The sequence below is a fragment of the Bradyrhizobium diversitatis genome (assembly GCF_016031635.1).
In the GTDB taxonomy this organism is placed as follows: Bacteria; Pseudomonadota; Alphaproteobacteria; order Rhizobiales; family Xanthobacteraceae; genus Bradyrhizobium; species Bradyrhizobium diversitatis.
Genome location: NZ_JACEGD010000010.1, coordinates 132537 through 158921 on the forward strand (window position 1 = coordinate 132537; position 26385 = coordinate 158921).

Annotated in this window: 24 protein-coding genes; 16 read left to right on the top strand and 8 right to left on the bottom strand. The window is 65.5% G+C overall.

What is annotated here, in order from left to right; translation table 11 throughout:
- Positions 1-188 precede the first annotated feature (188 nt).
- The 3 genes from H1B27_RS11840 (at position 189) to H1B27_RS11850 (ending at position 3107) form a co-directional block, all read left to right on the top strand.
- Positions 189-1472 (top strand): MFS transporter, encoded by a 1284-nt coding sequence (locus H1B27_RS11840; RefSeq protein WP_197966176.1) that lies wholly within the window; start codon positions 189-191, stop codon positions 1470-1472.
- A 26-nt stretch (positions 1473-1498) separates the two neighbouring features.
- Positions 1499-2749 (top strand): arsenic transporter, encoded by a 1251-nt coding sequence (locus H1B27_RS11845; RefSeq protein WP_197966177.1) that lies wholly within the window; start codon positions 1499-1501, stop codon positions 2747-2749.
- Between the two features lie 121 nt (positions 2750-2870).
- On the top strand, positions 2871-3107 hold the full coding sequence (locus H1B27_RS11850; protein WP_061881312.1) for a hypothetical protein: 237 nt from the start codon (positions 2871-2873) through the stop codon (positions 3105-3107).
- A gap of 113 nt (positions 3108-3220) precedes the next feature.
- Here the strand turns inward: H1B27_RS11850 and H1B27_RS11855 are convergent, their stop codons facing one another.
- Positions 3221-4585 (bottom strand): MFS transporter, encoded by a 1365-nt coding sequence (locus tag H1B27_RS11855; RefSeq protein ID WP_197966178.1) that lies wholly within the window; start codon positions 4583-4585, stop codon positions 3221-3223.
- Positions 4586-4610: 25 nt separating this feature from the next.
- On the bottom strand, positions 4611-5378 hold the full coding sequence (locus H1B27_RS11860; protein WP_197966179.1) for a GntR family transcriptional regulator: 768 nt from the start codon (positions 5376-5378) through the stop codon (positions 4611-4613).
- 177 nt (positions 5379-5555) lie between these two features.
- Here H1B27_RS11860 and H1B27_RS11865 point away from each other — a divergent pair, with 177 nt between their 5' ends.
- The 3 genes from H1B27_RS11865 to H1B27_RS11875 are packed head-to-tail and all read left to right on the top strand — an operon-like array spanning position 5556 to position 8587.
- Positions 5556-6755, top strand: a complete 1200-nt coding sequence (locus H1B27_RS11865; protein ID WP_197966180.1) for a mandelate racemase/muconate lactonizing enzyme family protein — start codon at positions 5556-5558, stop codon at positions 6753-6755.
- Positions 6756-6767: 12 nt separating this feature from the next.
- Positions 6768-7535, top strand: a complete 768-nt coding sequence (locus H1B27_RS11870; RefSeq protein WP_197966181.1) for an SDR family oxidoreductase — start codon at positions 6768-6770, stop codon at positions 7533-7535.
- Between the two features lie 20 nt (positions 7536-7555).
- On the top strand, positions 7556-8587 hold the full coding sequence (locus tag H1B27_RS11875) for an L-idonate 5-dehydrogenase (protein ID WP_061881311.1): 1032 nt from the start codon (positions 7556-7558) through the stop codon (positions 8585-8587).
- Between the two features lie 6 nt (positions 8588-8593).
- On the opposite strand, the gene H1B27_RS11880 is transcribed toward H1B27_RS11875, so the two are convergent.
- Positions 8594-9460: a DUF3280 domain-containing protein gene (locus H1B27_RS11880; RefSeq protein ID WP_197966182.1), complete on the bottom strand. Its 867-nt coding sequence runs from the start codon at positions 9458-9460 to the stop codon at positions 8594-8596.
- 192 nt (positions 9461-9652) lie between these two features.
- Here H1B27_RS11880 and H1B27_RS11885 point away from each other — a divergent pair, with 192 nt between their 5' ends.
- Both H1B27_RS11885 and H1B27_RS11890 read left to right on the top strand, forming a co-directional pair.
- Positions 9653-11035 (top strand): sensor histidine kinase, encoded by a 1383-nt coding sequence (locus H1B27_RS11885; RefSeq protein WP_197966183.1) that lies wholly within the window; start codon positions 9653-9655, stop codon positions 11033-11035.
- A complete protein-coding gene (locus H1B27_RS11890; protein ID WP_197966184.1) occupies positions 11032-11679 on the top strand; it encodes a response regulator in 648 nt (215 codons plus the stop codon). Before H1B27_RS11885 ends, H1B27_RS11890 begins: the two co-directional genes overlap by 4 nt.
- 11 nt (positions 11680-11690) lie before the next feature.
- Here the strand turns inward: H1B27_RS11890 and H1B27_RS11895 are convergent, their stop codons facing one another.
- Positions 11691-12647: an MBL fold metallo-hydrolase gene (locus H1B27_RS11895; protein ID WP_197966185.1), complete on the bottom strand. Its 957-nt coding sequence runs from the start codon at positions 12645-12647 to the stop codon at positions 11691-11693.
- Between the two features lie 35 nt (positions 12648-12682).
- Positions 12683-13666 carry a VOC family protein gene (locus H1B27_RS11900; protein ID WP_197966186.1) on the bottom strand — a complete coding sequence of 328 codons (984 nt, stop codon included), beginning with the start codon at positions 13664-13666 and terminating at the stop codon, positions 12683-12685.
- Positions 13667-13813: 147 nt separating this feature from the next.
- Between H1B27_RS11900 and H1B27_RS11905 the strand changes: the two genes are divergently transcribed.
- On the top strand, positions 13814-14605 hold the full coding sequence (locus H1B27_RS11905) for a DNA-binding transcriptional regulator (RefSeq protein WP_197966187.1): 792 nt from the start codon (positions 13814-13816) through the stop codon (positions 14603-14605).
- A 55-nt stretch (positions 14606-14660) separates the two neighbouring features.
- Here the strand turns inward: H1B27_RS11905 and H1B27_RS11910 are convergent, their stop codons facing one another.
- Positions 14661-15845 carry a cytochrome P450 gene (locus H1B27_RS11910; RefSeq protein ID WP_197966188.1) on the bottom strand — a complete coding sequence of 395 codons (1185 nt, stop codon included), beginning with the start codon at positions 15843-15845 and terminating at the stop codon, positions 14661-14663.
- A 32-nt stretch (positions 15846-15877) separates the two neighbouring features.
- Positions 15878-17026: an ABC transporter substrate-binding protein gene (locus H1B27_RS11915; RefSeq protein ID WP_197966189.1), complete on the bottom strand. Its 1149-nt coding sequence runs from the start codon at positions 17024-17026 to the stop codon at positions 15878-15880.
- Between the two features lie 205 nt (positions 17027-17231).
- Between H1B27_RS11915 and mhpA the strand changes: the two genes are divergently transcribed.
- The 3 genes from mhpA to H1B27_RS11930 are packed head-to-tail and all read left to right on the top strand — an operon-like array spanning position 17232 to position 20868.
- Positions 17232-18740 (top strand): bifunctional 3-(3-hydroxy-phenyl)propionate/3-hydroxycinnamic acid hydroxylase MhpA, encoded by a 1509-nt coding sequence (mhpA, locus tag H1B27_RS11920; RefSeq protein WP_197966190.1) that lies wholly within the window; start codon positions 17232-17234, stop codon positions 18738-18740.
- Positions 18741-18762: 22 nt separating this feature from the next.
- Positions 18763-19614: a fumarylacetoacetate hydrolase family protein gene (locus tag H1B27_RS11925; protein ID WP_061881293.1), complete on the top strand. Its 852-nt coding sequence runs from the start codon at positions 18763-18765 to the stop codon at positions 19612-19614.
- A gap of 42 nt (positions 19615-19656) precedes the next feature.
- Positions 19657-20868 carry an ABC transporter substrate-binding protein gene (locus H1B27_RS11930; RefSeq protein WP_061881292.1) on the top strand — a complete coding sequence of 404 codons (1212 nt, stop codon included), beginning with the start codon at positions 19657-19659 and terminating at the stop codon, positions 20866-20868.
- Between the two features lie 3 nt (positions 20869-20871).
- Here the strand turns inward: H1B27_RS11930 and H1B27_RS11935 are convergent, their stop codons facing one another.
- A complete protein-coding gene (locus H1B27_RS11935; protein WP_061881291.1) occupies positions 20872-21714 on the bottom strand; it encodes a hypothetical protein in 843 nt (280 codons plus the stop codon).
- Between the two features lie 213 nt (positions 21715-21927).
- Here H1B27_RS11935 and H1B27_RS11940 point away from each other — a divergent pair, with 213 nt between their 5' ends.
- From H1B27_RS11940 to H1B27_RS11955, 4 genes are read left to right on the top strand one after another with little or no spacing between them, the layout of a single operon-like run.
- Positions 21928-22815, top strand: a complete 888-nt coding sequence (locus H1B27_RS11940; protein ID WP_061881290.1) for an IclR family transcriptional regulator — start codon at positions 21928-21930, stop codon at positions 22813-22815.
- Between the two features lies 1 nt (position 22816).
- Complete coding sequence (locus H1B27_RS11945) at positions 22817-24013, top strand: CaiB/BaiF CoA transferase family protein (protein WP_197966191.1); 1197 nt, start codon at positions 22817-22819, stop codon at positions 24011-24013.
- Between the two features lie 57 nt (positions 24014-24070).
- Positions 24071-25057: a Bug family tripartite tricarboxylate transporter substrate binding protein gene (locus H1B27_RS11950; RefSeq protein WP_197966192.1), complete on the top strand. Its 987-nt coding sequence runs from the start codon at positions 24071-24073 to the stop codon at positions 25055-25057.
- Between the two features lie 20 nt (positions 25058-25077).
- Positions 25078-26298: an ABC transporter substrate-binding protein gene (locus H1B27_RS11955; RefSeq protein WP_061881287.1), complete on the top strand. Its 1221-nt coding sequence runs from the start codon at positions 25078-25080 to the stop codon at positions 26296-26298.
- Positions 26299-26385: the final 87 nt, after the last annotated feature.

Sequence of the window (26385 nt, forward strand, 5' to 3'; positions counted from 1 at the left end):
GCGCAAAAAGCGCGCGCCGATCCGGGACCCATACTCCGAGACCGACGGTGTAGCGTGAGCTGGTAGCCGAAAATCTTCGCCCAACTTCATCCTGTGGCTATGGGTCGCGGATCTGCGCTTACGCTTGTCCGGGACGACAGCCGAATGTTTGGCGGGCCGCGATCCACACAACGACGATCGAGGAACCAATGTCCAGCGAAAATCCCGATCAGGCGAGGCGCGCCGGCCGCGCGCTGGATGCGGCCAATTTCTTCCTCGCCGACGTCCGCGACGGGCTCGGCCCATATCTCGCAGTCTATCTTCTCACCGAGCAGCATTGGAACGAGGCTCGCATTGGCCTCGTGATGTCGATCGCAACCATCGCCGGCATCGTCGCGCAGACGCCGGCCGGTGCACTGGTTGACGCCACACGGACGAAGCGGCTGGTGATGGTGGCCGCTGCGATTCTGGTGACGCTCGCCTCGCTCTCGCTGCCGTTGTTCCCCAACCTCCTGCCGGTGATCATCTCGCAAGGCATCGCGCAAGCCGCTGCCGTGGTCTTCCCGCCGGCGATCGCCGCGGTCTCGCTTGGCATCTTCGGGCATGCCGCATTTACCCGGCGCATCGGCCGCAACGAGACTTTCAACCACGCCGGCAACGCCGTCGCGGCCGGCATCGCCGGCCTCTCCGCCTATTGGTTCGGACCGACCGTCGTGTTCTACCTTCTCGGCGCCATGGCGATCGCGAGCCTCGTCAGCATCCTGGCGATCCCCGAACGGGCCATCGACCACGATCTCGCACGCGGACTGCACCACGCTCGTATCAATGGCGCACCCGAACACCCCTCGGGCCTTGGCGTGCTCCTGACCTGCCGTCCGCTGCTCATATTCGCTGTCTGCGTCGTTCTGTTTCACCTGTCCAACGCGGCGATGCTGCCGCTCGTCGGACAAAAGCTCGCGCTCCAGGACAAGAACATCGGCACCAGCCTGATGTCGGCGTGCATCGTTGCGGCGCAAGTGGTGATGGTGCCGTTCGCGATGCTGGTCGGCGCACGGGCGGACCGCTGGGGGCACAAGCGGTTCTTCCTTGCCGCATTGTTGATCCTGCCGATCCGCGGTGCGCTCTATACGCTCTCCGACAATCCGTTCTCGCTGGTCGGCGTGCAGCTGCTGGATGGCGTCGGCGCCGGCATTTTCGGGGCAATCTTTCCCGTCATCGTCGCCGACCTCATGCGCAACACCGGCCGCTTCAACGTCGCGCAGGGGGCCGTCATCACGGCCCAGAGCATCGGCGCGGCGCTGTCGACGACACTGGCGGGCCTGGTCGTGGTCGGCGCCGGTTACAGCGCAGCATTCATCACGCTCGGCGCCGTAGCGGCGATCGGTGCCGTGATCTGCCTCTTCGCCTTGCCCGAGACGCGGCAAAACGACGACAGCGATCCGCGCCCGCGGGGGAAGACAGCGGCGCCCGCATCGGCTATCGCAGCCGAATGAATCCATTCCCATTCGAGAACTGAACAGTGCCGTCTGACGTCATCTGGACCTGGAGCATCATCGTCGTCGCGACCGCAGGCGTCATCGTCCGGCCCTTTCGCCTGCCCGAGGCGATCTGGGCGGTGATCGGCGCCGGCGCGCTGCTGCTGTCTGGCTTGCTGCCGTGGCCGGATGCGTTGACAGGTATCGAGAAAGGCGTCGACGTCTATCTCTTCCTGATCGGCATGATGCTGATCGCAGAGCTGGCGAGGCTCGAAGGCCTGTTCGACTATCTCGCCGCGCTTGCGGTGGAGTATGCACGTGGCTCTCCGCAGCGACTGTTCCTGCTGATCTACCTCGTCGGCACCCTCGTCACCGTGCTGCTCTCCAACGATGCCACCGCGATCGTGCTGACACCGGCCGTCTATGCCGCGACGCGCGCGGCCGGCGCAAAGCCGCTGCCCTATCTGTTCGTCTGCGCCTTCATTGCCAATGCCGCAAGCTTCGTGCTGCCGATCTCCAATCCGGCCAATCTCGTCGTGTTCGGCGCGCGCATGCCGCAGCTCACCGAATGGCTGCGCCTGTTCGCCCTGCCCTCGGCGGCCTCGATCCTGCTCACATACGTGGTCCTGCGCCTGAGCCAGCATCGTGCGCTCAAGGAGGAAACGATCGCCCGCAGCGTGCCGCATCCGAAGCTTGGACGCGGCGGCAAGCTCACGGCAATAGGCATCGTCGCGATCGGCATCGTGCTGGTCACCGCGTCGGCGCTGGACAGGCAACTGGGCCTGCCGACCTTCATCTGCGGCGTCGCGACGGCAGCGATCGTGCTACTGATCAACCGGCAATCGCCCTTACCCGTGCTGCGCGGTGTCTCCTGGAGCGTGCTGCCGCTGGTCGGCGGGCTCTTTGTCATGGTGGAAGCGCTGGTGAAGACCGGCGTGATCGCGCAGCTGAGCGCGCTGCTGCACCAGGCGGTCGCGCAATCGGTGCCCCAGGCAGCCTGGAGCGTCGGCATCGCCACTGCGCTCGCCGACAACATCGCCAACAATCTTCCGGTCGGCCTCGTCGCCGGCTCGGTCGCCGCCAGCGATCATCTGCCCGCGCCGGTCGTCAGCGCCATCCTGATAGGCGTCGATCTCGGCCCCAATCTGTCGGTGACCGGATCGCTCGCCACCATCCTCTGGCTGGTCGCGCTCCGGCGAGAGAAGATCGAGGTCGGCGCCTGGCCGTTCCTCAAGCTCGGTCTGCTGGTGACGCCGCCTGCCTTGATCGGTGCACTGGCGGCTGCCATCAGGTAGCGGCAAGGCGGGCCGGCCAAATAAGTACAGCCGTTTGCGGTGCATCAAGGCCGACATTGCGGCGACGGCTAGAGTTTACTTGTCGCGAGCTTCAGACAACTCGCGGCAAGGAAGGTTGATCATGCAGATTCGATCAAAGTCGCTGCCGCAGAGGTTCTCGCTGCGTCGCGGAATTCAGAGCTTCGTCGCGCCCGGCCAAGGCCGCACGGAGACGTCCCATCCCCTGCTCGTCTTCTCCGTCGTGGTGCTGCTGGCCTTGTTCGCCATCCTGGAGGTCGACGTGCACACGGCGCAGCTTCAGGCCATCGGCCTGCTCGGCCATGGCACCGGGATCGATCCCGTCTTCCTGAGCCCGTAGCGGACGGAGCCCGATCGCGGCCACAAGGCCGCGACCGGGTTACACGTAGGCAGACTCCATAGTTTGAGCATGATCTTTTCGGAAAACCGCTACGCACTTTTCCGGATCATGCTCTAGTCGTTCTCGTAGCCGTAGACTTCCGGCAGAATGAAGATCGCGGCGAGCAGTCCGATCAGCGGGAAGATTGCGACGAACAGCGTGGCGTTGGCCTGTCCGATCGCCGCGAACAGCGACGGGAACAGGAAGATCGCCAGGAACGACGGCAGCTTGACGAACATGTAGGCGAAGCCGCTGGCGGTGCCGCGATATTTCGGCCTGGCGACCATGGTCGGGATCGTCATGCAGTTCGACGCGTCCCAATAATGGCCCCACAGCATGGCGGCGGCCGCGAACGGCAGCAGTATCTTGTTGTCGGTGTAGAGCGCGAAGGCCGCGACCAGAAGTGAAGCCAGCACGATGCCGAAACCGGCGATGGCGATACCGCGATGGCCGATCTTCGGCGTCAGCAGCGGACCGACCCAGCCGGACAACGCGGCGAAGCAAAACAGTCCCATCGTCACCAGGTTGTTGCCGAGCACACTCGACACGCCGACCATCACGAACAGCACCGGCAAGTAGAACGCGAAGGTCGAGAATTCGCTGCCTTGCGCGAAGCAGGCGATCCAGCCGTAGATCGTCGCGCGCCAGCGGATCGGGTCCTTCTTGAGGTCGGCGAGGAACGCGCGGGTCGAGACCTTCGGCACCTGGACGTCCCGGTCCGGCAGCATGTCGAGATTGTCGTTGAACATCTCGCGCGCGACCTGCTTGGCCTCGCGGTAGCGCCCCTTCTGCACCAGCCACACCGCCGTCTCCGGCACGTCGTGGCGCATGATCAGGATGATCAGCGCCGGCACCGCGCCGAGGCCCAGCGTCACGCGCCACAGCATCTCGTGGTTCATGTCGGTCAGGAGGAAGATCACGATGACGCCGATGGTGAGCACTTCACCGACGGCGAACATGAACTGCCAGCGGTTGCCCATGACCTCGCGCTCGCCCTTCGCCATGGATTCCATGATGTAGGTGTAGCCGGTCGAGATGTCGGAGCCGAGCGGGATGCCGAGCAGGAAGCGGATCACGACGAGCCAGGCGACGTCAGGCACGAAGGCCTGCGCCAGCGCCAGCACGATGAACATCACCATCGTCACCAGGAACATCACGCGGCGCCCGATCTTGTCGGACAGCCACCCCCCGAGCAGCGCGCCGATCAGGGCGCCGCCTTGCGTGCCGGCCGCCGCAAGGCCCAGCATCAGCGGATCGGGATTGTACTGCTCCTTGATGAAGATCAGCACGAAGGCGATCGAATAGAGGTCCCAGGCCTCGACCAGGATCGAGGCCATCATCAGCCAGCCGACCTTGTTGCCCTTGGGGCTGTAGTTCGTGATGAGGTAGCGGACCGCGGCTTCGCTCGCGGTCGGTTGTGGCATCGCCATCGTTGACATTTCTTGGTCCTCTCTTCGAAACTCTCTACGTGCCGAGCAGCGGCTCGATGCTGCAATCGAGCAGGCGCGGATCGATCCCAGCCTCCATGCCCGTGAACATCGAATCCATGTAGTCGATCAGGGCATCGCTCGCCCTCACCGCATCCTCGACGCGGCGGTTGGCGACGGCCGCGAGAATGGCGAGATGATGATCGATCGTGCCTGACAGATCCGCCTGCCCCGGCATGAAGCGGTGGTGGATGTAGCCGATGCGCCGATACAGCGTGTGCAATGGGCGCATCGTATGCACCAGGAACGGCTCGCCGGCCGCCTCCAGCACCAGCGCGTCGATGCGACGGTCGATACTGTTGAATTCGTCGAGCGTCAGGCTGGCGCGGCGCTCGCGCAGCAGGCGCTCGATGTGCAGCGCCTGATTGCGATGCGAGAGGCTGGCACGATCGGCGGCGAGGCGGATCACGAAGCGCTCCATGTCGCGGCGCAGGCCGAGCAGCATGCGCTCGCGCGCCAGATCGATCGGAGCGATGTGCAGACCGTGACGGGGCCGGATGATGATCAGGGTATCGGCCGAGAGACGATTGACGGCGTGATGCACCGGTGTGCGCCCGAAGCCGGTGATGTGCTGCAATTCCAGCATCGTCATGAATTGTCCGGGCTTGAGCTCGCAGTGAACCAGGAGCTCTTCGATCTTCTGGTAGGCCAGCTCGAAGAAATTGAGCCGGTTGCGCCGCGAGGGCTTGCCCTCGCCGTCGTCGTCGTTTCTCACCACCTCGAGCGCGCGCTTGCGCTTTGCCATGTCGTTCTCTCCCGTCGGCCCGCGCTCTCGTTGCTGGATGGCGCCCTGTTTGTTGGAGCCTTAAAACATGTTGTGATATATTACAAGCCGGCGTAAGACTCCCGCGCGACCTGCAACATGTTGCAGTGCGAAATGAGACGACGGACGCGCGACGTCTGTGATGGGAGGACAATTGCCGTGAAGATCACGTCGATCGAGACGCTGCGTACGGAGGAATTTTCCAACGTCATCTGGGTCCGCGTTCACACCGACACGGGTGTGATCGGGCTCGGCGAAACGTTCTACGGCGCGGGCGCGGTCGAGGCGCAGATCCACGACACCTTTGCCGGCCGCCTGCTCGGCCGCAATCCCCTGCACATCGAAGCCATCCATCGCGACATGCTGAACCTGCCGATGGCGCAGTCCTCGACCGGCGTCGAATATCGCGCCGCCTCGGCGATCGACATCGCGCTGTGGGACCTGTTCGGCAAGGTCTGCGGCCAGCCGGTGCACCAGATGCTTGGCGGCCTCTGCCGCGACAAGCAGCGCATCTACAACACCTGCGCCGGCACGCAATATGTCCGCTCGACCAATATCAGCCCGGTCGCGAACTGGAATCTCGGCGCCTCCAAGGGGCCTTACGAGGATCTCGACGGTTTCATGCATCGCGCCGACGCGCTCGCCGAGAGCCTTTTGGAAAGCGGCATTTCCGCCATGAAGATCTGGCCGTTCGATCCGGCCGCGCAGGAGAACAAGGGCCTCTACATCACCGCCGCGCAGATGAAGCAGGCCATCGAACCGTTCGAGAAGATCCGCAAGGCGGTCGGCGACAGGATGGAGATCATGGTCGAGCTCCACTCGCTGTGGAACCTGCCGACGGCCAAGCAGATCGCGCGCGCGCTCGAGCCCTACAAGCCGACCTGGTACGAGGACCCGATCCGCATGAACTCGCCGCAGGCGCTGGCCGAGTATGCGCGCTCGACCGACGTCTGGGTTTGCGCCAGCGAGACGCTGGGCTCGCGCTTCCCCTACAAGGATATGCTCGACCGCGACGCGATGCACGTGGTGATGGCGGATCTGTGCTGGACCGGCGGCCTCACCGAGGGCCGCAAGATCGCCGCGATGGCCGAGACCTATCACCGGCCCTTCGCACCGCACGATTGCATCGGCCCGATCGGCTTTATCGCCGCCATCCACATGTCGTTCAGCCAGCCCAACACGCTGATCCAGGAATCGGTGCGCGCCTTCTACAAGGGGTGGTACAATGAGCTCGTCACCACGATGCCTGTCATCAAGGACGGTTACGTCTATCCGATGGAAGGACCCGGCCTCGGCGTCGACCTCTTGCCCGCCGTCTTCGACCGTTCCGATCTCACCGTGCGCCGCTCCAACGCCTGAGGACTTCTCAAGATGAGCACTTCCCTCTTCGATCTCTCCGGCCGCACCGCGCTCGTGACCGGCTCCTCCCGCGGCCTCGGCCGAGCCATCGCCGAGGGCATGGCCAGGGCCGGCGCCAGGATCATCGTCAACGGGGTCGATCCCCAGCGCGTCGAGCAGGCCGTCGCCGAGTTTCGCGCCGCCGGCTATCAGGCCGAAGGCGCCGCCTTCAACGTGACCGACGAAGCCGCGATCGTCGCCGCGTTCGATGGCTTCGACAAGATGGGCATTGCGGTCGACATCCTCGTCAACAATGCCGGCATCCAGCACCGTAAGCCGCTGGTGGAGTTCACCACCGACGAGTGGCGCAAGGTGATCGAGACCAATCTCACCAGCGCCTTCGTGATCGGCCGCGAGGCGGCCAAGCGCATGATCCCGCGCAAGCACGGCAAGATCATCAACATCGGCTCGCTCGGCAGCGAGCTCGCGCGTCCCACCATCGCGCCCTACACCGCGGCCAAGGGCGGCATCAAGAACCTGACCCGCTCGATGGCGGTGGAATGGGCCCAGCACGGCATTCAGGCCAATGCGATCGGCCCCGGCTACATGCTGACCGACATGAACGAGGCGTTGGTCAACAACGCCGACTTCAACAACTGGCTGATGGGCCGCATTCCCGCGAAGCGCTGGGGCAAGCCGGACGAGTTGGTGGGCGCTGCGATCTTCCTCGCCTCGGACGCCTCGACCTATGTCAACGGCCAGATCATCTATGTCGATGGCGGCATGATCGCCGCCATGTGACCGCGAACCGAGAGCAGCCCATGCGCGCCGTCGTCATCCACGCCCCGAAGGATCTGCGGATCGACCTGTATCCCGATCCGGCGCCCGGTCCGGGCGAAGTCCGTGTCAAGATCGCCAATGGCGGCATCTGCGGCTCGGACCTGCACTATTACCATCACGGCGGTTTCGGCGTCGTCCGCATCCAGCAGCCGATGGCGCTGGGGCACGAAATTGCCGGCGTGGTTGCGGCGGTCGGTGACGGCGTCAGCAGCGTGAAGCCCGGCACCCGCGTTGCAGTCAACCCGAGCAAGCCGTGCGGGGTCTGCCTGCATTGCCAGGAGGGCATGCGCAACCAGTGCCTCGACATGCGCTTCCTCGGCAGCGCGATGCGCTTTCCCCACGTGCAGGGCGGCTTTCGCGAGTTCATCACGGTCGATGCGACGCAGGCCGTGCCGATCGCGGACAAGCTCTCGCTCGCCGAAGCCGCGGTCGCCGAGCCGCTCGCGGTCTGCCTGCACGCCGGCAAGCAGGCCGGTTCCCTGCTCGGCAAGCGCGTGCTGATCACCGGCTGCGGTCCGATCGGCGCGTTGATGATCCTGGTCTCGCGCTTCGGCGGCGCGGCCGAGATTGTGGTGACCGATGTCGCGGATGCGCCGCTCGCGGTCGCCAGGAAGCTCGGCGCCACGCACGCCATCAACGTCGCGACCAATGCCACCGCGCTCGATCCCTGGCGCGCCGGCAAGGGCGTCTTCGACACGCTGTTTGAGGCCTCCGGCAATCAGGCGGCGCTGCGGACCGCGCTCGACGTGCTCAGGCCGGGCGCGACGCTGGTGCAGCTCGGCCTCGGCGGCGAGATGACGCTGCCGATCAACTCCATCGTCGCCAAGGAATTGCAGCTCCGCGGCACCTTCCGCTTCGATCCCGAGTTCGAGCTGGCGGTGCGCCTGATGGGCGAAGGCCTGATCGACGTCAAGCCCTTGATCACGGCCACCATGCCGTTCGAGAACGCGGTCGCCGCTTTCGAGCTCGCCAGCGACCGCTCGCAGTCGATGAAGGTGCAGCTGACGTTCTGAACCGCGCTACTGGCTCTCGATCAGCCGGTCGCTGACCAGCCGCACGGCCCCGCGCTTCCAGGAATAGTCCGCGCCCATGCGCAGGCCGCTGTCGCCACGCGTCAGCACCGTGCCGGTCCTGGCGTCGCGCACCTGGAAGCCGAATGTGTATTCGGTGCGGCTCACCCGCCGCACCACGCCGATCAGCGACTGATCCGCGCCGAGCTCTTTCGCGATCGCCGCCTCGCAACCGCCGCAATCGCGCAAGGCACGCCCCCTCTCCGCCTCGCCGCGCGCGCCGCCGACATCGACGATGCGGTAGCGGCCGGATCGGCCCAGCGCCTCGCGCACGCCGCCGGTGACCTCGGCCATGTATGCCGCGTCCGATGCCGCCGATGCGCCGGCCGAGGCGGCCGTCGTATCCTCCAGCTCGAAATCGAACACGGCGAGCGCGACCGGCGCGGGCGTTGCGAGCGCAGCCATGATCTCGCGGGAGACGAAGATCTCGGCGCGCTCCCAGGATTCATCATTGTCGCCGCGGAAGCTGTAGAGCTTGTCCATCACGAGCTTCTTGGCGCCGATTTCGATCACGGCGACCTTGGCCCATTGCACCAGCGTGCTCGTCTTCTGGATGCCGCCGATCACCTTGAACGCCGCGCCGTCCCGGGCGGATGGAACCAGCCGATAGCGCGGGTCCGCACCGATGTCCCTTCGAAGCGCGGCCATGAACGTCGCCAGCCGCCGCTCGTGGGCGGCGGTCTGGTCGGCCGGCTCGGCCGAGGTGTCGGTATAGCTGAAATCGTCCATGGCTACGCCAATGGCGTCCGCGGCATCGGCCCGCGAGCTAGAGAGGACGCAGAGGACAAAGACGAGAATCAGCCGGGAGCGGTGCATGAACAGGCCTCGTCGATGGAGCGGCCCGCAAATCTGGACGGGTCGCCTGACGCCATGCAGCCGTGACCGTCCCGACGAATGCCGGGAAAATTTCACGACGTTGCACTGCGGTAAGGCGGGAACGCTTCCCGCCGCTTGCGTTCTGCCCTTTAATGCGCGAGCGACAAACCCGTTCGCACCAGGTGTCCGCCGATGTGGAATCGCCCGAGGTTCGATCTCAAGTTCCGTCTGACGTTGCGCGTGGCCGCGATATCGGCTGCCTGCTTCGCCGCGATTTCCGCCTATTTCCTCGTGACGGCCGACCGCGCCGCGCATGCGCGCATCGACAGTATCGCCGCCATCGTGGCGAGGTCGCTGGAGTTGCAACAGGGCAAGGTCCAGTGGGTGGCCAGCCCGCGCTCGGACTTTCCGAACCTCGATCCTGTTTCCGCCTATGTGATGACGCCCGGCCTGTGTCTGGCATTCCGCGGCACGAGCGGCGACATCCTTCAGCGTTTCTGTAGCGGCGCCCCTGCCCCGGCGAGCCCGCCGCCGCAGGCCTTCACCGCCTTCTACCGCAGCCTGTTCGACCCCGGCCGCGAGGCGGCACGGCCCGTGATCGTGCGCGGAACGAAGCTCGGCGAGACCGTGGTCTCGGTCGATGCGGCCGTGCAGACGGCCGAAGCCTGGCACGAGGCCGGCCGCCTGATGATCGCGCTTGCGATCGCGCTGCCGCTGCTCTGCGCGCTGTTCTATGCCGCGCTGGCCCGCGCCCTGCGCCCCACCCGCATGATCGGCAACGGTCTCGAGCGCGTCGCTGCCGGCGATCTCACGACGCGGCTGCCGCCATTCGACCTTGCCGAGCTCTCCGCCATCCGCGACGTCTTCAACCATCTCGCCGAAAGCCTCGACACCGCGCTTGCCGAACGCAACGAGCTGACGCGGAAGCTGATCGCGCTCCAGGACGAGGAGCGCCGCCATCTCGCGCGTGAGCTGCATGACGAGTTCGGCCAGTCGCTCGCCGCGATCCGCGCGCTTGCCGCGTCCGCCCGCCAGACTGCGGCGCAGGACTGTCCCACCTTGCTCGGAGAGTGCGACGGCATTGCCCGGACTGCGACCGGAATGATGGAGACGCTGCGCGGCACGCTGTTCCGGTTGCGGCCGCCCGATGTCGACGAGCTCGGCCTCGTCGCGAGCCTCGAAGGACTGGTGTCCGGGTGGAACGGCCGCAGCCGCGGCCAGACCCGCTTCGATATCCGGTTCGACGGCGCCTTCGACAGCGTGCCCGCCTCCGTTAGCGCCAGCCTGTATCGTATCGTGCAGGAGGCGCTCACCAACGCGGCCAAGCACGCCGGCGCAACGAAGGTCAGCGTGCATCTGACGATGGCCGACAGCGAGATCTCGCTCGCGATCGAGGATGACGGCCGGCCGAACGAGGCTGCTGCCAAATCCGGCATGGGCCTGCTCGGCATGCGCGAGCGCGTCGCCGCGCTGCGCGGCCGGCTGAGCTTCGAGACCGGCCCTCACGGCTCGGCGCTGCGCGTGTTCATTCCGCTCGCGGCCGCCGATCGGCAGGCGCTGGAGCACGCGGCATGAGCGCGGCCGACGCCACCATCCTGCTGGTGGACGACCATTCCGTCGTCCGCGAAGGCTACCGCTCGGTGCTCCAGAAGCAGCCGGGCCTGCGCGTCGTCGCCGAGGCCGCCGACGGCGAGGAAGCCTACCGGCTGTACAAATCCGAGGCGCCCGACCTCGTCATCATGGACCTCACCATGCCCGGCATCGGCGGCATCGAGGTCGTCAGGCGGATCAGGCAGTGGGACAAGACGGCGCGGATCCTCATCTTCACCATGCACGAGAATGCCGGCTTTGCCGTGCAGGCGATCCGCGCCGGTGCGAGGGGTTACGTCACCAAGACCAGCCCGCCCGAGACGCTGGTGCGCGCAGTCAAGGACGTGCTCGCTGGCAAGATCGCGATCAGCCCCGATATCGACCACGAGCTTGCGCTCAGCCGCATCAGCGGCGAGAGCTCGGCCGCCGACGTGCTGACGCCGCGCGAATTCGAGGTGTTGCGGCTGCTGCTCGCCGAGAACACGACGGAGGAGATCGCCGAGACGCTGCATGTCAGCCCGAAGACGGTGGCGAACCTGCATTCCCTGATCAAGGACAAGCTCGGCGTCGGCTCCGACATCGAGCTGGTCCGCCTAGCGCTGCGCCAGGGACTGTTGACCGAGGTCTGATCGCCGTTGCCTTACGGCTCCAGCCTCGCGCCGTCAGGAGAGAACGCCTCCACCGTGTCACCGATCCTGAACGACATCATGTCACGGCCGACGAGCAACGGGCCCTTGTAAGCGGTGCGCGTGCGCAGGATCAGCGGCTCCTCGGGAATATCGGGCGCGGGCTTCACCGTGCCGAACACGATGTGGGAATAGACCGCGAGTTTTGGCCTGGCGGCCGCAAAGATCTGGCCGGCCTCCTCGGGCGAGGTATGGTGCGCCTGAATGTCCTTGTAGACGGGATTTTTGACCAGCAGCTCCGGTTCGATGACCGCGACCTCGTGGATCAGCAGGTCGGCGCCCTCGGCCGCCTTCGCGATGCGCTCATCATACTTGGTGTCGCCCGACAGCACGACCTTGTGGCCGCCATATTCGACGATGTAACCGAACGAAGGCTTGATCTTCTCGCCGTGGTTCACCTCGATCGCGCTGACTTTCACGCCGTTGTTCTCATAGACCCGCCCGGCTTCGATATCCTTTGCCGCGAACGTGACCGCTACGGGATCGAGATGCTCGTCATCGATGCGGACGTCGTCGGCGAAAGCTTTGGTGAGGTTTTCCGCCATGGCGACGGTTCCCTTCGGGCCATAGAGCTTCATCGGCCCCTTGCGCGAAGCCCAGGGCGTGGCAAGCCACCCTGTCAGCCACATGTCGGGAAGGCCGACGACGTGGTCCGAATGCAGATGCGTGATGAAGTTCGCGGTGATCGCGCCGAGTGGAATCTTCAGCTTGTAGAGCTGGATGGTCGCGCCGCGGCCGAGATCGAACAGCAGTTTCTCGCTCCCCGCCTCCACCAGCGTCGACGCGCTGAAGCTGGTCGGTCGCGGCGTCGGCACGCCGGTGCCGAGCAGCGTGACCTTCATCGGCTCGGCGGAGGCGACCGTGGTGAACGCGAGCAGCACTAGGCCCGCCCGCAAAAGGGTTTTGCGCATGTTTCTTTTCCTGAGTGTCAGATTGTTGGCGCCGATCATTCGCGCGCGATCACCTGGTCCAGCCACGCGCAGTTGAGCGGTGGCACGCGCGGGTCGGCGACGCGCACGCCGCGCGCGGCTGCATCCAGCCGCATGTCGCGCAATCGCTTGCGTTGCTCTTCCGGCATATGGAGCCGCTCGTGGCCCCAGAGCGAGGGCCCATCAAAGGTCTCGTGCGGCTGCCAGGTCTCGGGCTCGATGACGCGCGCGCCCCAGCCGTATTCGATGAAGAAGCCGGACGGCGTATTCACGTAGAACGAGGTCATGTGGTCATTGGTGTGCCGGCCGAGCGTGTAGGCGATGCGCCCCTCGTCCAACTGCGCGAGGTCGTAGCCCTGCCCGACGTCATCGAGACTGCCGAGCTCGACCATGAAGTGATGCATCGCCTTCCGCCCCGAGCCGACCATCGCAAAGGAATGGTGGCGGCCATTGACGTGGAAGAAATAGAGCCCGTAGGGCTTCAGCCCGAAATCAGAGACGTGAAAGCCGAGCACGTCGCGATAGAACGGCAACAGAAGCTCGACGTCCTCCACGTTGAGCACGACGTGCCCCATGCCGAGCGCGCCGGTGCGGAAGCCCGAGATCGGACGGCCCGGCCTGAACGGCTCGCTCGCAAGCTCCGGCTTACAAAAGGCTTCCAGCCGGTTGCCGGCGGGATCGGCAAACGCGATCAGTTCGGCGACATGCCGCTCGTCAGCCAGCGCGCGCGAGCCCCGGACCACCTTGATGCCATGGCCTTCCAGCCGTCCTCCCAACTGGTCCAGTTCGGCAGTCGAAGGCACTTCCCATCCCATCACCGCAAGGCCGGCATCGCTGCCGCCGTCGACGATCAGCCGCTGCTTGCGATCGTCCATGCGGAAGGCGCGCATCTTGCCGCCGCGATCGACCTGCTGCATGCCGAGCAGCCCGGTCGCCATCCGGCTCCACTGGTCGAGCTGGGATGAACCGATTCCGATATAGCCGAGCGCTGTGATTTCCATCGACGTCCTCCCGAAGGCATCGCGATCGCCGCACTGCGGCGAGCTTGATACCGGCCGCGCGCGATCCTACGGTGGCGGTCCGCAATCGCTTCGCGTTCGCAATGACGATAGCCGCGCCGCGATGTGCCACAAGGGAGGAAATACGAAGTGTCCAAGGAGCGGACGCGGAACGGCCAGCCGCGGCAGTCCGAGGGCGTCCGCGCCTTCAAGCGCGGGCTCGACGTGCTGCACGAGGTCAACCGCTCCGGCGGCATTCGCGCCGGCGACGTTGCCCGCGCGCTCGACCTGCCCCGACCCACCGTCTACCGCCTCCTCGAAACGCTGGAGGAACTCGGCTATATCGCCCGCAGCGCCAGCGACGACCGATTTCGAGTTACCCGGCGCGCATTGAGCCTCGGCGACGGCTACGATCCTGGCGTGGTGATCTGCCAGGCCGCGGCGCCTTTTCTTGTCGAACTCAGCAAGAAGCTGGTCTGGCCGGTCGATCTCTCCACCTATGAGAACGCGGCGATGGTAGTGCAGGAGACCACGCATTCGCGCAGCCCCCTCTCGATTGATCGCGGCATGATCGGCAAGCGCTTGCCGATGCTGCGCACGTCTGCGGGCCGCGCCTATCTCGCCGCCTGCCCCGCGCGCGAACGTGATCTGATCGTCAATCATCTGCGTCGGATCGACGAAGCCGACGACCGCCCCTTCCTCGACCAGGGCCGGCTCGACCGCATGATCGCCGAGACGGCCGCGCGAGGTTACGCAATCCGCAGCGAGGGCGAATTCAATTCCAAGACGGCTTCGATTGCCGTCGCCATCGTGCGCGACGGCACCGTATTCGGCTGCATCTCGATCATCTGGATCCGTTCGGCGCTGGGCATCGAGGAAGCCATCGCAACCTTTGTCGATCCGATACGTCGAGCCGCGGAAGCCATCGACGTCGGCGCCTGAAGCAACGCCAGAGCTCCGGTCAGAGGGACACCGAAAGGTGCGCGGCAGCGACGGGCTATGCCCGCTTCACCCGAACCGGCAAGGCAGCGAGGCCACGCAGCACGTTGTTGAGCGCCAGCACGGGTTCGCCGATCTCGAAACCGGCAACACGTTCCACCAGAACCTCGAGCAGTGCCGTCATCTCCAGCCGGGCCAGATGAAGGCCTGCGCACATGTGCGTTCCATTGCCGAACCCGAGATGATCGTTGGCGCGACGTTTCACGTCGAAGCGTTCCGGATCCTGCCATTTTCGCTCGTCGCGATTGGCTGATGCGTACAGCAGCAGCAGGCGGCTCTCGCGCGGAATGGTCAGGCCGCCAATCGTCGCATCGGCCGCAAGATGGCGCGTGAATCCGCGCACCGGCGATTCCAGCCGCAGCGCCTCGTTGATCGCGTTCGGGATCAGGGGCGGATCGTTGCGGACCAGATCCCATTGCGCGGGATGCCGGCCGAAGAGCAAGACGAGGTTGGCGGTTGCGAAGATGGTCGTATCAAGGCTCGGGCCGAGGTAGTCCCGCATCAGCACCGGACAGCGCTCCGGCTCGACCTCGCCGCGGTCCGCAGCAGCGAAGATGCGGTCGCCCCAGCTGCCGGTCCGCAGACGGCTCCTGATCTCGTCGCCGCCGAGATAGGCGCGCATCTCCTGAACATCCTTCAGCGCCGTACAAGCCCGGGCATTCATGCTGCCGAGCACGTTGAAGGTCGCGGCAGCCCAGCGCAGCATGCTGCTGCGGCCATGATCCTCCAGGCCCACCAGTTTGGAGACGATCGTCAGCGGCAGGTGCTGAGCCAGATCCGATACCGCATCGAACTGGCCGCGGTCGACCAGTTCGTCGACGAGCCGGCGGGCCTCCGTCCTGATCTGAGGTGCAATCTCCTCAAGTGCCCGCGGCAGCAGCGGGGCCGCTATGATCGCACGAAGCCGATCATGCAAGGGCGCATCGCTCGCCAGCGTCGTGCCTCGCGAGATGGTGTTGACGTGGTCGTTGGCGGCAACCCCCTGTGCCGACGAGAACACGGCCGGGTTTCGCAGCGCGGCGCGGACGTCCTCGAAGCGAGCCACCGCATGAAGCCCATTTTGCGGCAACCAGACCACGGCGCCCAGCTCGCGAAGGGCCTTGTAGTGCGGGTACGGGTCGCGCAGGACCTCGTCGCTGTAGAGATCGACGTCGTAGATGGGTTGTCCGGGAACTGCCGGCATCCTCTATTCTCCCTCCCGTCCCGAAGTCCCCCTCAGGGGACGGCCACCCATTCGCCCTTCTCGAGCCGGCCAAGCGTCAGCGCACTCTGGTCGAGGCCGGTATGGTCGTTGGGTCCGTAGTTGTAGACACCGCGGGAGCCAGCCAGGCTTTTGAGGCCTTCGATCGCGCTGCGGAGGCCTTCGCGGAATTCGGCGGTCCCGGGCGCGCCGGCCTTGAGCGCGGCGGGTGCGGCGCGCTCGATCAGCAGCAGGGCATCATAGGCGGATCCCGCAAAGATGTTGCGGCTTCCCGGACCAAACTTGGCTTCGTAGCGCCGAATGAACTCCAGCGCGGCCTGCTTGGCGGGATGGTGATCGGGCAATGAGGCGGCGCCGACTGCCGGGCTCAGCGGCACGAAGATGCCGTCACCTTGAGTGCCCGTGAGCTTCCGAAAATCTCCGAAGGTGGCGCCGAGCGTGCCGTACACCTTGCCTGCAAATCCCTTTTCACGAAGCTGAAGCAACGGCAGCGCCGCAGGGGCGCCCGAGGCTGCAATGAGGACGGCGTCGGGTTCGGCGGCAACGATCTTGAGAATCTGTCCGACGACGGTGTTGTCGGTCCGTGCATATTTCTCGTCGGCGACGAGCGCGATCCCAGCGGCCGCGCACATCTCCGCACTGACCTTGCTCCAGGCATCACCGTAGGAGTCGCCGAAACCGATCAGGGCGAGCTTCTTGACGCTGCTCTTCTTCATGTGCGCGAACAACGGCGCCGCTTCGTGATCGTCGTTGGTGGTCGTCTTGAAGATCCAGCGCTTCCTCGCATCGACCGGCGACACCAGAGCATTGACGGGGGCAAGCGTGATGACCGGAAGCCGGTATTCGACGGCGGGATCGATGACCGCGAAAGATCCGGGCGTCGTGGTTGGACCGACGAGGATATCGATGTTGCTGCCCTGGAACAGCTTTCGCGTCGCCGCGACAGCCGCGGTGCTGTCCGAGGCTTCGTCGAGGAACAGATAGTTGACCTTGTGGCCCGCAATTTCGGTTGCGCCAAAGCTGGCCCCATTGCGCTCGGCACTTCCGATCGCCGCGGCCGGACCGGTCGTGGACAGCAGGATTCCGACATTGATGTCCGCGGCCGAAGCCGACGCCACGACCAGTTGGATGGCAAGGCACGCCACTCCCGCGCATTTCAGCATCGTCGTTTCCTCCGCGGCTGCCCGGATCGACAACCTGCACTTTTTTTCCTGATCCTAAGTAGCCAGGGCAGACCGGGCGGAAGTAGCGCCTTTGCGGAAATGTCCGGCTGGCGGACAAGACCGGCTTTGGAGCAGGTCGTCCGCTGGGCGGACACTTGGCGCGCCGGCGTTGAAGGGTCGGTACCGCTTCGGGAAGAGATGGCCCATGCAAGATAAATCCACCGCTGAAGACTTCGACGTCGTGATCGTCGGCCGCGGGCCGGTCGGCGCCACGCTCGCCAACCTGCTCGGCCTGTGCGGCGTACGGACGCTGGTATTGGAGCGCGAGGCGCGGGCCTATCATTTGCCGCGAGCGGTGCATTTCGACGACGAATGCATGCGCGTGTTCCAGACGATCGGACTTGCCGAGACGATCCTGCCGCATGTCATTCTCAGTCCCGGCATGCTCTTTCTCGATGCCGCCGGTCGCATGCTGCTGGATTGGTCCCGTCCACAGACGCTGACGCCGATGGGCTGGCATCTCAGCTACCGCTTCCACCAGCCGGATCTGGAGAACGTGTTGATCGGCGGGCTCGCCCGCTGGCCACACGTCAGCCTGCGCAACCGCTGCGATGTGTTCGCGCTCGATCAGGACGAGGATGGCGTGCGCGTCCGCTACGAAGATCTCTCCAACGGCAGGCTCGGCGAGGTCCGCGCCGGCTACGTGATCGGCTGCGACGGCGCCCGCTCGCTGGTGCGCCGCTTCATCGGCTCGGGGATGGATGACCTCGGCTTCCACGAGCGGTGGCTGGTGATTGACGTCCTGCTCAAGCGCGACCGCGACGATCTCGGCGATTACAGCCTTCAGCATTGCGACCCGCGCCGTCCGGCGACCTACGTGCGCGGCACCGGCACGCGGCGGCGCTGGGAGATCACGGTCCTTCCCGACGAGGATTCCCAGGAGGTCGCGCTACCCGCGAAGGTGTGGGAGCTATTGTCGCGCTGGATCACTCCCGACGATGCCGAGATCGAGCGAGCCGCGGTCTACACGTTTCATTCCGTCATCGCACAGCAATGGCGGAACGATCGACTGCTGCTCGCGGGCGATTCTGCGCACCAGACGCCGCCCTTTCTCGGCCAGGGCATGTGCGCCGGCATCCGCGATGCCGCCAACCTCGCCTGGAAGCTTGCCGCGGTCATTCGCGACGGCGCCCCGCCCCACCTGCTCGACACCTATCAGAGCGAGCGCCAGCCGCATGTGCGCGAATTCATCGAGCTCGCCATTCGCCTCGGCGGCGTCATCAACACCAAGGCGATCGAGGCCGGCCTTGCCGCCGGCGAGGTGCGCGAAAATGCGCCGGTCAAGCTGGAAGTGAAAAAGCCCCTGCTCGGCCCCGGGCTCGCGCTCGGCGATCTGCCTCTCGCCGGGCATCTCGTGCCGCAGTTCGCGCTGCGAGACGGCAGCCGCAGCGACGACCGGATCGGCTACGGCCATGTCCTGCTCGTCGATAGCTCGGCCACTCCCCCTTCGCGTCCCGCTCATTCACTGCCGGGGATCGAGATCCTGACCAGCAATGATGCCGAGGCCGTCGGCCCTTGGCTGCGCGAGCACGGCATCATCGCCGCACTCGTTCGCCCCGACCGCTACATCCGCGGCACCGCCCGTAACGAGACCGACCTCGACCGGCTCATGGCCGCCATCACGCCTCCAACCCACGTGCCGTCCGCGGCCTGAACGAACATCCCAAGGATACCCCATGAAGCTGCTCTCTTTCATCGCCAACGGCCGCACCTCGTTCGGAGTCGTCAAGGACAATGGCGTCGTCGATCTGGGCTCGCGCATAACGGGCTGCACAACGCTACGACAGTTGCTTGAAGCTGGCCGCGTCGCCGAAGCGGCCAAGCTTGCAGCCTCCACTGCCCCAGACCATCCGGTCGACAGCATCACCTTCGCACCCGTGATCCCCGATCCCGGCAAGATCATCTGCGTCGGTCTCAACTATCGCGACCATGTGGCCGAGACCGGCCGCACCGTCACGGAGAAGCCGGCTCTGTTCGTTCGCTTCCCATGCAGCCAAGTCGGCCATCTCCAGCCCATCGTGAAGCCGAAGGTCAGCGACGACTTCGACTATGAAGGCGAGCTCGCGCTCGTCATCGGCAAGGCGGGCCGCCACATTCCCGCCGGCCGCGCGCTCGACCACGTCGCCGGCTATTCCTGCTACAACGAAGGCAGCATCCGCGACTGGCAACGCCACACCAGTCAATTCCTCGCCGGCAAGACCTTTGCCGAAAGCGGCAGTTTCGGTCCGTGGCTGGTGACGACGGACGAGATTCCCGATCCGTCAAAGCTCACTTTGCAGACCCGGCTGAACGGCAACGTCGTGCAGGACACCACGACGGATCTCCTGATCACCGCCATCCCCGAGCTGATCGCCTACATCTCCACCATCTGCCCGCTCGCGCCCGGCGACGTCATCGTCACGGGCACGCCGGGCGGTGTCGGCGCCAAGCGCACGCCGCCGCTGTGGATGCGCCACGGCGACACCGTCGAGGTCGAGATCTCCGGCATCGGCACCTTGCGCAACACGGTGATCGCCGAGCCGGCCTGACCGTCAAGACCGATTAATCAACAATAAAATCAAGGAAACGCCATGGGCACGACCCGAACCACATCCGCCGCCATCCTGCTGATGACACTCGCGCTCGCCGGCTCCGCTGCGCGGGCCGAAATCAAGGGCGACGCCATCCGCATCGGCGTGCTCACCGACATGAACGGCGTATTCGCAACCGCGATGGGTCCGGGCTCGGTCGAGGCGGCTCGCATGGCCGCGGAGGAGTTCGGCGGCAAGATCAACGGCAAGCCGATCGAGATCCTGCAGGCCGATCACCAGAACAAGCCGGATCTCGCGGCATCGCTGGCGCGAAAATGGTTCAGCGACGGGGTGCAGGCAATCGCCGATGGTGGCAGCTCCGGCGCGGCGCTGGCGGTGCAAGAGCTGGTGCGCGGCAATGGCAAGATGTTCCTCATCTCCGGCGCCGGCGCAAACCAGCTCACCGACGAGGCCTGCGCGCCGACCAGTGTGCAATGGACCCAGGACGCCTACTCCACGGCGACTGCGGTGGTCTCCGGCATCATGCAGACCAGCAAGGAGCCGTGGTTCTTCATCACCGGCGACTACGCGTTCGGCCATTCGATCGAGGCGACCGCCCGCGACCGCATCGTCGCGCTCGGCGGCAAGGTCGCCGGCAGCGTGAAGGCCCAGCTCGGCACGCCCGACTACAGTTCGTTCCTGCTCCAGGCCCAGTCGTCCGGCGCCAAGATCCTGGCCATCAATGTCGCCGGCGACAACGCCACCGCGATCAAGCAGGCCGAGGAATTCGGGCTCGCTGATCAGGGCATGAAGATCGTCCCGATGTCGTTCCAGAACGTCGACATCGAATCGGTCGGGCTCAAGGCGACGCGCGGCGACCTCATCGTCACCTCGTTCTTCGAGGACGTCTCTCCGGCAGCCCGGAAATTCTCTGATACATTCTATGGGCGGCGCAAGGCGATGCCCTCGCAGATCCAGGCCGGCGTCTACTCCGCCGTGCGCCATTATCTGCAAGCGATCAAGGACACCGATTCCGACGACAGCGCGACCGTGATGGCGAAGATGAAGGCAACCCCGGTGTCGGATGCCTACACACCCAACGGCCGCATTCGCGAGGACCAGCGCATGGTGCACGATCTCTATCTGGTCCAGGTCAAGACGCCGGAGGAATCGAAAGGCCCATGGGATTTCGTCAAGCTGGTCGCGACGATCCCGCCCGATCAGGCCTTTCGTCCGCTCGACCGCAGCAAATGCGGGCTGGTCGGCAAGTAATCGCTAGGCCAGATAGCGCGTGATGTAGCCTTCCATGGCGTAGAGCGCACAGAGCGCGAGGCTCGACCACACCGCGGCGCTGAAATACAGGAACATCCAGGTCAGCTCGCCCTTCCAATGCGCGATGTCGTGGGTCACGACCCAGCGCGTCGAGACGTCATGCAGGCCCTCGAGAAAGCCGAGGAACCTGTTGCCCTCGGCGTGCCCTGCCCGCCAGCGGCTGAGATACATCGGCACGTCGACGGTGACGAGGAAGGCGAGGAAGCAGGCGATGCCGACGATCCCTGACATCAGCGCCCAGCGCACCACGCCCTGGAATTCCGGCATCAGGCGGCACAGCGCGATGCCGGCGAGGAAGAAGGTCACCGCCCACAGCGAATTCTCGATCGCGTTGTAGAGATAGTTGGTGGTCACCACCGCGTACCAGGAGAAGCACTCGGCGATGATGATCACCGGGACGATCGCCCAGGCGATGTTCACCGCCGTCTCGGCGCCGGTCATGGTCCCGAGCTGATGCAGGATGATGGCCCATTGCGCCGCGAAGCAGACCTCGGCGACGGTCGCGACCGAGCGTCCCACGAAGACGCTCGATAGCCAGGTGTCGAACAAGCAGATGCGCTGCACGTCGGCGCGCGGCAGCACCGAGCGGAAAGCACAGCCGAACACATAGCCGGCGCACAGCAGGAACATCAGCCCGATATCCGAGCCGCCACTGATGCTGCCCGCCACCGTCGGATAGAACTCGCGATAGAGCATGAACCAGACGAGAATATTGGCGCTGCTCACAAGCGTAAGGGATCCCCACCACCACGCGAGGGGATTTGACCGCGCCTGCCACTGCAACATGAGCCGCTCCGCAAAATTATCGATCTGACATGCCGTCGTAATAATCCTGTCACAGGACGGCATGCAATCGCGACAAAAATCTGTCTGCACGCTCGTTTGAGAGCGGTCTCTCACGGAAGTGTCCCAGGCACAGTTGCGTCCACATATCGGACAATTTCTACGCAATTGGCAAATCTATTGGACATCTGAGCCGCGCCTGTCTGATAATTAGGAATGGCCCCGACGAGCTCATCCAAGCCACGACATCCGCCCTCCTCCGCCGCAGCCGTGCTGGCGGACAGCGCCGACGACGCCGCTTTCGCCACGACGCTGGCAAAAGGGCTCGTCGTGCTGGAGGCGTTCAAGGCCGGGAGCACGCTGCTCGGCAACATGGAGCTGTCGACGCTGACCGGCATCCCGCGGCCGACAGTGGCGAGGCTGACCCATACGCTGGCCGAGCTTGGCTATCTCCGTTACGACGCCGAGCGCTCGAAGTACCGCGTCGGTGCGCGGGCGCTGCGTATGGCGCATCCCCTGCTCGCCGGCATGCAATTCCGCCAGGTGGCGCGGCCGATGATGCAGGAGCTGGCGCACAGCGTCCGCGGCACGGTCTCGATCGGCCTGCTCGACGCGACCTCGATGATCTATGTGGAGACCGCGCGCTCCGGCGACGTCGGCCCGCACGTGCCCGACATCGGGATGCCCATTCCCGTCGTGATGACCGCCATGGGCCGCGCCGCGGCGTCGACCTTGCCGCCGGCTGATGCAGACCGGCTGGAACGGAACATCGCCGCCGAAGACGCCGGGCTGTGGTCGACGTTCCGGGACAACTACCGCGCCGGGATTGCGCAATGCAAAAACCGCGGCTTCTGCACCTGCTGGGGCGAGTACATGGCCTCGATCCATGCCGTCGCCGCGCCGCTGTTTCATGCGAGTGAATCGAAGCAGTCGTTCTCGATCAATTGCGGCATCCCCGCCTTCCGGCTCCAGCCGGGCCAGCTCGAGGGCGAGATCGGTCCGCGCATCGCCGCGCTCGCCGACAGCATCCGCGCCATCGTCGGGCAAGCCGAGGCCACGACGACGCCGCGCAAGACCAAGAAGATCACAAGCGGCGGGACATGACATGGCTGGGCCGCTCGAAGGATTGAAGGTTCTCGACATCGCGACGATCATCGCCGCGCCGTTCGCCGCCACGCTGCTGGCCGACTACGGCGCGGACGTGCTCAAGATCGAGATGCCCGGGCATGGCGACGGCGTGCGGTCGTTTCCGCCGTTCAAGGACGGCAAGCCGCTGTGGTGGAAGGCCGCCAACCGCAACAAGAAGTTTGCCACGCTCGACCTGCGCACGCCGGAAGGGCTTGCGCTGTTCAAGCAGCTGCTTCCGCGCTTCGACGTGCTGATCGAGAATTTTCGTCCGGGAACGCTGGATCGCTGGGGCCTTCCCAAGGAGGTGCTGTGGTCGATCCAGCCGCGCCTCGTGATTCTGCGCGCCACCGCCTTCGGGCAGGACGGCCCCTATCGCGAGCGCCCCGGCTTCGCCCGCATCTTCGAGGCCATGGGCGGCCTCACCTACATCACCGGCGAGAGCGAGGGCGAGCCGACCCATCCCGGATATCCGATCGGGGATTCGATCGGCGGCCTGTTCGGCGCCGTCGGCGTGCTCGCGGCTCTATGGAAGCGGGCACGCGATCCGCATGCGCCGGGCGAGGAGATCGATCTCGCACTGACCGAGGCCGTATTCCGCCTGCTCGACGTTCTCGCCATCGAGCATGACCAGCTCGGCGCCGTTCGAGAGCGGATCGGCAACGCCAACGGCTATTCGGCGCCGGCCGCCGTGTTTCGCACCAGCGACGATCACTGGGTAACGCTCGCAGGTTCGACCAACGCGCTCTTTGCCGCGAATTGCCGGGCGATCGGACGCCCGGACCTCGTCGATGATCCGCGGTTTGCCACCAACGACCAGCGCGTCAGGCACGCCGCCGAGCTCAACGGCATCTTTGCGGCCTGGTGCGCCGCCCATCCCCTCGACGAGGTCCTCGCGAGGTTCAACGCCGCGCAGGGAACGCTCGCCCCGATCTATTCGATCGATCAGATCGCCGCCGACCCGCAGGTGCAGGCGCGCGAGGTGATCACCCGCGTTGCCGACCGGGATTTCGGCACGGTCGCCATGACCAATGCCGTTCCTCGCTTCACCGTCGACCCCGCGCGGTTGCGTCACGCCGCGGGCGACGTCGGCCAGGACAATGACGAGGTGTTCCGGAACTGGCTCGGCCTGTCGGACCATGAGATCGAACAGCTCACTCAACGAAAGGTGATCTGACGTCGCAAGAAGACCAACAACACAAGAACACCAACAACAAGAGGGAGGACGACAACGGTGGCATCATTCAAGGTCACACGCCGATTCCTGCTGGGCACGATCGCAGGCGGCCTCGCAGCAGGATCAGGCTTGGCGGCGCATGCCGAGGACGCCTGGCCGTCGCGCATGGTGCGGCTGATCTCGCCCTACGGGCCCGGCGGCTCCAACGACATCTCGCTGCGCCTGCTGGCCGAGGAGTTCGGCCGCAGCCTGCGTCAGCAGTTCATCGTCGAGAATAAGCCGGGTGCCGGCACGCGCATCGCCAACGACATGGTCGCCCATGCGCCGGGCGACGGCTACACGATCCTGTACGTCGCGGCGCCCTACGCGACCGCCGAGGCGCTGTTCGGCAAGCTGACCTATGACCGCAAGGATCTGCAGCCGGTGGCGATGGCGGTGATCGCGCCGCTGTTCCTGATCATCAGTGCCGACGCGCCGTTCAAGACGCTGCCCGAGTTGATCGCCTACGGCAAATCGAAACCGGACGGGCTGACCTTCGCCTCTCCCGGCGCCGGCTCGCAGCCGCACCTCGCCGGAGAGCTTCTGTTCCGCGATGCCGGCGTCAAGGGGCTGAACATCCCGTTCCGGGGCGATGCGGCCTCCTACACCGAGCTGCTCGCCGGCCGCGTCGATGCGACGCTGACGGCGCTGCCGACCGCCCTGCCCTACATCCAGAGCGGCAAGTTCACCGTGCTCGGCGTCGCCTCGCCCGAGCGCAGCGCGCTCTACCCGCAGGCGCCGACGCTGCGCGAGCAGGGCTTTCCCAACGTGGCCGCCGCCGGGTGGTACGGCTTCATGGTGCCGTCCACGACGCCGCGCGCGATCGTCGACAAGCTCCAGGCCGAGGTTCTGCGCGCGCTCGCCGAACCCGCAATCAAGGACAAGCTGACCGCCCAGGGCCTCGAAGTGCGTGCCGGCACTGCAGCCGAGTTCGGCCGGTTCATCGACAACGAGACGCAGAAGTGGACCAGGCTGATCCGCGACGCCGGCCTCAAGGGCGAATAGCAAGCGGGAGGGACAAGCACATGACAAGCACTCTTCTCAAGCGCATCGCAGCTTCCGCGCTGCTCCTCGCGCTCTCGATCACGGCAGCGCAGGCGCAGAAGAAATACGATCCCGGCGCGTCCGACACCGCGATCAAGGTCGGTCAGACCGTGCCGCTCAGCGGCCCGGCCTCGGCCTACGCCGTGATCGGCAAGACCCAGGCCGCCTATATGCGGATGATCAACGACCAGGGCGGCGTCAACGGCCGCAAGGTGGAGCTGATCCAGTATGACGACGCCTATTCGCCGCCGAAAACGGTGGAGCAGACCCGCAGGCTGGTCGAAAGCGACGAGGTGCTGCTGACGTTCCAGATCATCGGCACGGCGCCGAACGTCGCCGTACAGAAATATCTCAACGCCAGGAAAATCCCGCAGCTCTTCGCAGCGACCGGCGCGGCGCGCTTCACCGACCCGAAGAACTTCCCGTGGACGATGGGCTTCAACCCGTCCTACCTCGTCGAGGGCCGCATCTACGCGCAGTACCTGCTGAAGAACCACCCGAACGCGAAAATCGGCGTGCTCTACCAGAACGACGACCTCGGCAAGGATTATCTCGCCGGCCTCAAGGCCGGCCTCGGCGAGAAGGCGAACATGGTCGTGGCCGAGACCTCCTACGAGATCACCGAGCCGACCATCGACTCGCAGATCCTGCGGCTGAGGGACGCGGGTGCCGACGTGCTGTTCAGCGCGACGACGCCGAAGCAGGCGGCCCAGGCGATCAAGAAGGTCGCCGAGATCGGCTGGAAGCCGCTGCACATCATCGACATCAACGCCTCCTCGGTCAGCGCCGTGCTGAAGCCCGCGGGGCTCGACAACTCGAAGGGCGTCGTCAGCGTCGGTTACGTCAAGGATGCCGCCGATCCCGAATGGAAGGACGATGCCGGCATGAAGCGCTATTTCGCCTTCATGGCGAAGTACTATCCCGAAGGCGACAAGGATTCGAACCTGAATGTCTATGGCTACATCACCGCGCAGCTGCTGGTGCAGGTGCTGAAGCAGTGCGGCGACGATCTCACCCGCGACAATGTCATGCGACAGGCGGCCAACCTCAAAAACGTCGAACTCGACCTGACGCTCCCGGGGATCTCGGTCACGACCTCGCCGACCGACTATCGGGTCAACAAGCAGTTCCAGATGGTGCAGTTCGACGGCCTGCGCTGGCAGAAGCTCGGTGACATCGTGTCGGATGAGGCCAGGGAGTGAGACGGCGAGAGGCCGTTTGGCCGTGATCGTTCCTGCCGGTCAACGCACGCAAAGCAAAGGCACGAAAGAGCCACCGGCCGCCCTGGC

What these genes read in the sequence shown, in the direction of transcription:
- H1B27_RS11890 (WP_197966184.1), top strand. Translation starts at nt 11,032, where the DNA reads ATGAGCGCGGCCGACGCCACCATCCTGCTGGTGGACGACCATTCCGTC.
- H1B27_RS11850 (WP_061881312.1), top strand. Translation starts at nt 2,871, where the DNA reads ATGCAGATTCGATCAAAGTCGCTGCCGCAGAGGTTCTCGCTGCGTCGC.
- mhpA (WP_197966190.1), top strand. Translation starts at nt 17,232, where the DNA reads ATGCAAGATAAATCCACCGCTGAAGACTTCGACGTCGTGATCGTCGGC.
- H1B27_RS11900 (WP_197966186.1), bottom strand. Translation starts at nt 13,666, where the DNA reads ATGGAAATCACAGCGCTCGGCTATATCGGAATCGGTTCATCCCAGCTC.
- H1B27_RS11915 (WP_197966189.1), bottom strand. Translation starts at nt 17,026, where the DNA reads ATGCTGAAATGCGCGGGAGTGGCGTGCCTTGCCATCCAACTGGTCGTG.
- H1B27_RS11870 (WP_197966181.1), top strand. Translation starts at nt 6,768, where the DNA reads ATGAGCACTTCCCTCTTCGATCTCTCCGGCCGCACCGCGCTCGTGACC.
- H1B27_RS11940 (WP_061881290.1), top strand. Translation starts at nt 21,928, where the DNA reads ATGGCCCCGACGAGCTCATCCAAGCCACGACATCCGCCCTCCTCCGCC.
- H1B27_RS11860 (WP_197966179.1), bottom strand. Translation starts at nt 5,378, where the DNA reads ATGGCAAAGCGCAAGCGCGCGCTCGAGGTGGTGAGAAACGACGACGAC.
- H1B27_RS11885 (WP_197966183.1), top strand. Translation starts at nt 9,653, where the DNA reads ATGTGGAATCGCCCGAGGTTCGATCTCAAGTTCCGTCTGACGTTGCGC.
- H1B27_RS11880 (WP_197966182.1), bottom strand. Translation starts at nt 9,460, where the DNA reads ATGCACCGCTCCCGGCTGATTCTCGTCTTTGTCCTCTGCGTCCTCTCT.
- H1B27_RS11945 (WP_197966191.1), top strand. Translation starts at nt 22,817, where the DNA reads ATGGCTGGGCCGCTCGAAGGATTGAAGGTTCTCGACATCGCGACGATC.
- H1B27_RS11925 (WP_061881293.1), top strand. Translation starts at nt 18,763, where the DNA reads ATGAAGCTGCTCTCTTTCATCGCCAACGGCCGCACCTCGTTCGGAGTC.
- H1B27_RS11930 (WP_061881292.1), top strand. Translation starts at nt 19,657, where the DNA reads ATGGGCACGACCCGAACCACATCCGCCGCCATCCTGCTGATGACACTC.
- H1B27_RS11895 (WP_197966185.1), bottom strand. Translation starts at nt 12,647, where the DNA reads ATGCGCAAAACCCTTTTGCGGGCGGGCCTAGTGCTGCTCGCGTTCACC.
- H1B27_RS11910 (WP_197966188.1), bottom strand. Translation starts at nt 15,845, where the DNA reads ATGCCGGCAGTTCCCGGACAACCCATCTACGACGTCGATCTCTACAGC.
- H1B27_RS11875 (WP_061881311.1), top strand. Translation starts at nt 7,556, where the DNA reads ATGCGCGCCGTCGTCATCCACGCCCCGAAGGATCTGCGGATCGACCTG.
- H1B27_RS11955 (WP_061881287.1), top strand. Translation starts at nt 25,078, where the DNA reads ATGACAAGCACTCTTCTCAAGCGCATCGCAGCTTCCGCGCTGCTCCTC.
- H1B27_RS11935 (WP_061881291.1), bottom strand. Translation starts at nt 21,714, where the DNA reads ATGTTGCAGTGGCAGGCGCGGTCAAATCCCCTCGCGTGGTGGTGGGGA.
- H1B27_RS11840 (WP_197966176.1), top strand. Translation starts at nt 189, where the DNA reads ATGTCCAGCGAAAATCCCGATCAGGCGAGGCGCGCCGGCCGCGCGCTG.
- H1B27_RS11855 (WP_197966178.1), bottom strand. Translation starts at nt 4,585, where the DNA reads ATGTCAACGATGGCGATGCCACAACCGACCGCGAGCGAAGCCGCGGTC.